Origin of the sequence: Halorubrum aidingense JCM 13560, assembly GCF_000336995.1 — an archaeon.
Taxonomy (GTDB): Archaea; Halobacteriota; Halobacteria; order Halobacteriales; family Haloferacaceae; genus Halorubrum; species Halorubrum aidingense.
The window spans coordinates 1-6,906 of record NZ_AOJI01000034.1 but is presented as its reverse complement, the minus strand read 5'-3'; the positions used below and the strand labels follow the sequence as shown (position 1 = coordinate 6,906).

The following is a 6,906-nucleotide window of genomic DNA, read 5'->3' as shown; positions in this document are numbered from 1 at the left end:
CCATCAGAGATGTGTATAAGAGACAGATCTTCAAGCGGTACGACGAGCCGAAGACGGTCGAGCGCGCGACGGTCGACCCGGACATGGCCACGCTCGGCCCCGAGTTCGGCGGCGACGCCGCCGCGGTCGCCGACGCCCTCGAAACGCTCGCCGAGCGCGACCCGGACGCCTTCGCGGGCGAGTCCGTCACCGTCGAAATCGGTGACGGAGACGCGACCGACGCCCGTGAGGTCGAGGTCGACGCCGACGTGGCGAACTTCTCGGTCGAGACCGTGACCGAGAGCGGCGAGCACATCACGCCGCACGTCGTGGAGCCCTCCTTCGGCGTCGGCCGGACGGTCCAGACCCTGCTCGCGCACGCCTACACCGAGGACGAGGTCGACGACGAAGCGCGGACGTACCTCGCGTTGGAGCCGGAGGTCGCCCCGCAGGACGCCGCCGTCTTCCCGCTGGTGACGAACGACGACCGGCTCGTCGACCTCGCCGACGCGGTGGCCGCGGACCTCCGCGCGGCCGGGCTCGCGGTCACGTACGACGACTCGGGCTCGATCGGGCGGCGCTACCGACGGCAGGACGAGGTCGGCACGCCGTTCTGCGTCACCGTCGACCGCGACGGGATCGAGAGCGACGGGCCCGACACCGTCACGGTCCGCGAGCGCGACTCCGCGGCGCAGGTCCGGGTGTCCGCCGACGAGTTGGCCGGGAAGCTGGCCGCGCTCCGCGCGGGCGACGAGTTCGAGTCGGTGTTCGACGGCTACGAGCGCGTCGAGACCGACGTGGAGACGAACTGAACGTGTCGCCGCCCGCGGCGGCGTGGCGCGAGCGCGTGGAGTTCGAGCGCCGGCTGGTCCACGCCGGCGGGACGCTGTACCCGGTCCCGTACCTGCTGGGCTGGCTCTCGTGGGAGCAGACCGGATACCTCCTCGTCGCGGCGCTCGCGGTCGTCGCCGTCTTGGAGGTGCTTCGGCTGACCGGATCGGTCGGCCCGCTCGCCCCGCTGTACGACGCGTTGGTCCGCGAGTACGAGGCCGACGGCGTCGCGGGGTACGCGCTGTATCAGATCAGCATGACCGCCGTCGCCCTCGCGCTCGGACCGACCCTCGCGATCCCGGCGATGTGGATGCTGTCGCTCGGCGACCCCGTGAGCGGCGCGCTCGGCGACAACGAGGCGACGGAGCCGAAGCGGCCGACGGTCTGGATCGCGATGTTCCTCGTGTGCACCGCGATCGCGGTGCCGTTCGTGGTGCCCGCGTACGGCGCCCTCGCCGGCGTCGCGGCCGCCGTCACTGGGGGCGCGCTCGCGGCGGTCGCCGACGGCCTCCCGCCGGTCATCCGCGGCGTCGCCGTCGACGACAACCTCACCATCCCGCCCGCCGCGGCCGCCGGGATGCTGCTCGCGCTGACGGTCGTCGGGTAGGGGGAAGCCGCCCCGAACGGGGGCGCACCGGGTGGGAGGCTGTGACACGAAACGACGATCTGTGGCGGTGGCGCGCTCCGGTGAGCGCCTTTATAAGGCGCGAATCCGAGCGCGAGGGAGTCGCTGGCGCTTATAAGCGCCAGCGACGAGGCTGGGGAGGCGTGAGGTGCGGTGCGGGCGGGAGAGGGGTGGAACAACCAGGTGACTGCGAGGAGCGCAGCGAGCCGTCCGCCCACCCACTTATAAATACGCGAGCGCCACGGTCTCGTTCGTCCCGATTCGTTCCGGTCACCCGACGGGATTCGCCCCCGACGACACCCCCGCTCCGATCCGTCTATCTATCGACCTATCGATCTAGTCCCAGAACGACTGCGTCCGGGCGTACTCGCGCTCCTGTCGCATCACGTCGCGGTAGAACTCGGTCTCGTCCTCCCGCAGTTTGTTGATGATCCGCGCGGCGTTGTGCGGGCCGACCCCGCGGGCCGCTAACGCGATCACCGCCTGCTTCCCGTGCGTCTGCACGAGGCTCGCCGCGCGGTGCGCGCGCTTCGTGCGCCGCTCCTGCTCGTCGTCCTTCTCGGGCGCGCGGACCGCCGCGACCGTCTCGTCGTCCCACGGATTCAACGCGGCGATCCGCGTCGATCCGCACTCCGGGCACTCCGGTTGGTCGCGAACCCGGCGGACCTTCGTCGTGTGCCGCCAGTCGGCACAGTGGAGACAAAAGAGGATCACCCGGTCGTTCCGGATGCGCTCGCGGATCGTCTCGATCACGTCGGCGTCGGCGTTCTCGGGGACGAGGAACTCGGTGCCCGCGGAGCGCCCGGCCGTGCCGAGCGGGGTGCGCTCGCGGGCGATTTCGCACTCGATCGCTCCCGACTGGAGCCCCGCGAGCACGTCGGCGGTCGCCGCGACCGCGAGGTCCGCGTGGAACACCTCCCGGAGCGCCTCGTCGTAGACGGGGGTGTCCTCCAAGGCGGCGAGCAGGCGGTCCCCGCCGAACCGTCCGCGGCCCTCCCGGTAGCGTTTCACCGCGCCGAACTTGGCCGCGACCTGCGCGAGCGTGAACTTGAGCGCGTCGGAGTTTTTCAGGGCGAGTTCGAGGTACGCCTCCAGTCGATCGGGATCGGTCGTCTCCAGCACCTCGCGGAAGGTACCGGGGTCGACGCCGTGGGGCACCTCGAACTCGATCCGGTACGGGTCGACGTCCATCCCGACCGACGACCCCGTGCGCTGGCCCACGAGCGCCGCGAGCAGGCGCGCGAGCGTCTCGTTCACCTCGTGGCCGAACGCGGCGTTGACCGCGACCGTCCGGGCGCTCCCCTCGATCACGACCCGGCGATCCGTGGGGACCGGGTGGCCCGCCTCGACGTGGTCGACGACGGACCGGAGGGCGGCCGCGACCGTATCCGAGTCGGTGGGGTACCGATCGGCGAAATCGCCCGCGACCGCCTCGGGCGTCGATCCCGCGTCGAGCGCCGCGGCGGCCTCGCCCCGAATCCGTCCGACCTCCTCGGCGACGGGCTTCGGGACGGGGATCTCCCGGCCGACCCAGGAGGGAACCTCGCCCGTCGGGTCCGGTATCGGGGTGACGTTCACGCGCTCTTCCTCCTCGTCGACCTCCGTGATCCGCCACAGCTCGCCGCGCTGGACGAACGTCTCGCCCGGTCCGGCGAAGTTGACGACGAACCGCTCGTCGAGGGTACCGATCTGACGCCGCGAGGACATATCGTACACCCCGTAGGTCGACTCGTCGGGGATCATCGAGAGGTTCGCGTAGAAGTACTGCCACGTGCCGCCGGACTTCTCGAGGGTGTCCGACGCCTCGTCGAGCCACAGCAGGCGGTTGCCGTCCAACTCGCGGACGATCTCCTGAAACGTCGGCTCCGAGAGGTCCCGGAACGGGTACGCGCTCGTGACGGTCTCGTACGCCTCCCGGGCGTGTACGTCGCCCTCGTCCATCACGACGCCCACGATCTGGTTCGCGACCGTGTCTAAGCTCCCGTGGTGGATCGCGGCCGGCTCGACCAGTTCGGCGTCGGCGCGCCGGGCGATCGCCAGCGCTTCGAGGGTGTCGTCGCCGCCCTGCGTCACGACGGTCCCCTCGGAGACCAGATCGCGGCGGTGGCCCGCCCGGCCGACGCGCTGGAGCAGCCGAGCGACCTCGCGGGGGCTCCCGTACTGGACCACGTGGTCGACGCGGCCCACGTCGATCCCCAACTCCATCGACGAGGTGCAGACGAGCCCGTCGAGCTCGCCCGACTTGAACCGGTCCTCGACGTCGATCCGAACCTCCTTCGAGAGCGAGCCGTGGTGGACTTCGATCTCGGTGAGATCGGCCGCGTGTTCGTCGCCCGCGTCGCCGTCCGCGCTGTTTCGTTCTCGTTCTCGCTCTCGCTCCGCGAGCGCCTTGAACCGCGAGCCGAGCGCCTCCGCGGTCTGTCTGGTGTTGACGAAGACCAGTGTCGACTCGTGGTCGGCGACGATCTCGCGGATCGTCCGGACGTGGCTCGCGGTCGTCTCGTCGACGGCCAGCTCTCCGGCGAGGGTCGCGTCGCGATCGGTGATCTCGGGGTCGAGCACCCGCACGTCGGTCCGGCTGCCGGCGGCGACCTCGACGATCTCGAACTCGCGGTCGCCGGGGCGGTCGGGGTCACGCTTCCCGCTCCCGACGAGGAACCGACCGACCTCCTCGGGGGTGCCGACGGTGGCCGAGAGCCCGATCCGCTGAAACGGCCCCGCCACCCGACGGAGGCGTTCGAGCCCGACCGTGAGCTGGGCGCCGCGCTTCGCGGAGGCCAGCTCGTGGACCTCGTCGATCACGACGTGCGCGACGTCTTCGAGGGCGAGTCGCATCTTCGAGCCCGTCAGGATCGCCTGGAGGCTCTCGGGCGTGGTGATCAACACGTCCGGCGGGTCGTCCGCCTGCTTCGACCGCTCGTACTGGGTCGTGTCACCGTGGCGGACCGCGACCGCGACGTCGAGGCGGTCGCCCCACCACTCCAGCCGGTCCATCATATCGCGGTTGAGCGCCCGGAGCGGCGTGATGTAGAGTGCCGAAATCCCATCGCGGGGCTGGTCGCCCGGCGCGTCGCGGGCTGCAACGATGGCGTCGAAGACGGGGAGCATCGCGGTCTCCGTCTTTCCGGTCCCCGTCGGGGCGAGCACGAGCGCGTTCTTTCCCTCGGCGAGCGGCGGGATCGCCTCGCGCTGGGGCTCGGTGGGCGTGGAGAACCCCTGCTCGGAGAGCGCCTCGCGGAGTTCGCTCCCGAGGTGCGCGAACGCGTCCATTCCCGACGGGTCCTGCATTACGTGATCGTCGGACATTGGGCGCTCGGCCGATTAAGGTCGTCGCTGTGCGAGATCCGGGCGATCGAGGCCGCACGCGTCCGCGAGAGGCGCCGGGTCCGTTCAGTCGACGATCGGGAGTTCGACGACGAACACGCTGCCCGTCGGCTCGTTGTCCTCGACCCAGACGTCGCCGTCGTACTTGTCGACGAGCGTCTTGACGAGGTAGAGCCCGATCCCCGACCCACCGCTCTCGAGGCCCTTCTCGCCTTCCTGGAAGATCTGTTCTTTATGTCTATCCGCGATACCGGGGCCGTTGTCGGCGATCGACACGCGCACAGAATCGGCTACGATCCGCGTCGAAACCTCGATTTCGGCCACTTCCTTGTCGTTGTGGACGACCGCGTTCGTGAGCAGGTTCCGGAACACCGATTCCAATAGGTCGTCCGCCAATACCGTCACGTCGGGGATCGGCCCGTCGACGGAGACCGTCGCCCGGTCCTGGTCCGAGCGGATCTTCTCGATCTGTCCGGAGAGTTCGTCGCGGAGGCTCATCGGAGTCCGGTCGGCGCCGATCTGTAGCAGCACGTCGGTGACGTCTTTGGCCGTCTCGGTGATCTCGGTCGCCTGCTTCGCCGCCCCGATGACCGTCCGCGCGTACGTTCGACTCTGGTCGTCGGGGAGTGAGTCTTCGAGCAGTTCGGTGTACGACTCGACGACCATCAGCTGGTTCCGGATGTCGTGTCGGACGACCTGATTGAGTAAGGTGAGGCTGTCCCGCTGCTGTTCGAGCGTCCGCTCGTACTCCTTGAGTTCGGTCACGTCGCGGGCGTATCCCAGAACGGCGTCTTCTCCCGTTTCCGGCACCTTGTAGGGGATCTTCACCGTCTGCAGGATGCGTGTTTCGCCGGCCGCCGTCGTCAGCGTCTCCTCGCCGATCGTCTTCGGCTCGCCCGACTCGATCACCTCCAAGTCGTCCTGTCGGAACTCGGCCGAGTCCTCGGCGTTCGGGATGATGTCGGCCTCCGATCGCCCCTCGATCTCATCGGGCGTCTTCCCGTACGCCTCCGCCGTCGCCTCGTTGGCCAAGAGGTACTCGCCGTCGCGGTTCTTCACGAAGACCAGGTCCGGCACGAGATCGATTATCTTCCGAAGCTCCTCGCGGGTCGACTCGAGGGCGATTTCGTACTCCTTCCGCTCCGTGATCTCTTGGAACAGCCCTAACGCACCGACGACGTCCCCCGTGTCGTCGAGCCGCGGATCGCCGATCGCCCTGACCCATCGGGTTCGCCCGGACGGCGTGACGATCCGCAGTTCGAGATCGTACGGTTCTCCCTCCTCGGTCAGCCGGTCGAACGCGGTCTCGATGATCGCTCGGTCGTCCGGGTGGTAGAAGTCGATGGCCTCCTCGAGCTCGATCGGTTCGCCCACCGGCACCCCGTGGATGCGATACACCTCGTCGCTCCACGTGAGCGACCCGTCTGCCAGATCGACCTCCCACCAACCGATCGACGCGCTCCCTTGGGTCCGCTCGATGAGGGCTCGAGTGCGTTCCAAGTCCGCTTCTCGTCGCTTTTGATCGTCGACGTCGAGGTGGATGCCGACCGCCCGCACCGGCTCTCCCTCCCCGTCGCGCTCGACGACCTTCCCCACGTCGCGGATCCACTTCCACTCGCCGGTCGCCGTACGCATCCGGTGCTCCGTGTCGTAGTACGCCGTTTCCCCGGCGAGGTGTTCCGACAGAGCGTCTTGGACCGAGGGGAGATCATCGGGGTGGACGCGACGTTCCCACGCCTCGAGGTGCGGTTCGATCTCGTCGGGTTCGTGTCCGAGCATCCGGGCCCACTGTTCGTTGAACTCGACCTCGTCGGTGGTCATGTCCCAGTCCCAGATGCCGAGTTGGGCGCCTTCGACCGCGAGTTCGAGGCGGTCTTTGATCTGCTGGAGCGTTCGTTCCCGCGCTTTCTGTTCTGTGATGTCCCGAGCGACGCCGACGATCTGTGTCACCGACCCGTCCTCGACGACCGGGCTCAGTCTCGTCTGCCACTCCCTCCGTCCACCGGGCAGCGCGAGCGACTCCTCGTATTCGATCGTCTCGCGGGCCTCGACGCAGCGGCGGTAGTTCTCGGCGACCGATGTCCCCTGCTCGTCGCCCAGCAGCTCCCGTGGCGTTTTGTCGCGGATCTCCTCCTGTCTCTTATACA

The 6,906-nt window shown here is 69.0% G+C and carries 4 protein-coding genes; 2 read left to right on the top strand and 2 right to left on the bottom strand.

Annotation, left to right across the window (positions count from 1 at the left end; all coding sequences use genetic code 11):
- A partial coding sequence (locus C461_RS14535) for a His/Gly/Thr/Pro-type tRNA ligase C-terminal domain-containing protein (RefSeq protein ID WP_008002536.1) occupies positions 1-791 on the top strand: 791 nt, incomplete at its 5' end.
- A gap of 2 nt (positions 792-793) precedes the next feature.
- The gene (locus C461_RS14530; RefSeq protein ID WP_008002534.1) at positions 794-1,417 is read left to right on the top strand and encodes a hypothetical protein; all 624 of its coding nucleotides are present in this window, start codon (positions 794-796) and stop codon (positions 1,415-1,417) included.
- Positions 1,418-1,771: 354 nt separating this feature from the next.
- On the opposite strand, the gene C461_RS14525 is transcribed toward C461_RS14530, so the two are convergent.
- Positions 1,772-4,723, bottom strand: coding sequence for a DEAD/DEAH box helicase (locus C461_RS14525; RefSeq protein WP_193365815.1), 2,952 nt, complete (start codon positions 4,721-4,723; stop codon positions 1,772-1,774).
- Between the two features lie 102 nt (positions 4,724-4,825).
- Positions 4,826-6,906: PAS domain-containing protein (locus tag C461_RS14520; RefSeq protein WP_008002531.1), on the bottom strand; the 2,081-nt coding region annotated here is incomplete at its 5' end.

Excerpts from the sequence above, each read along its gene's own strand:
- C461_RS14525 (WP_193365815.1), bottom strand. The coding sequence starts at position 4,723 with ATGCAGGACCCGTCGGGAATGGACGCGTTCGCGCACCTCGGGAGCGAA.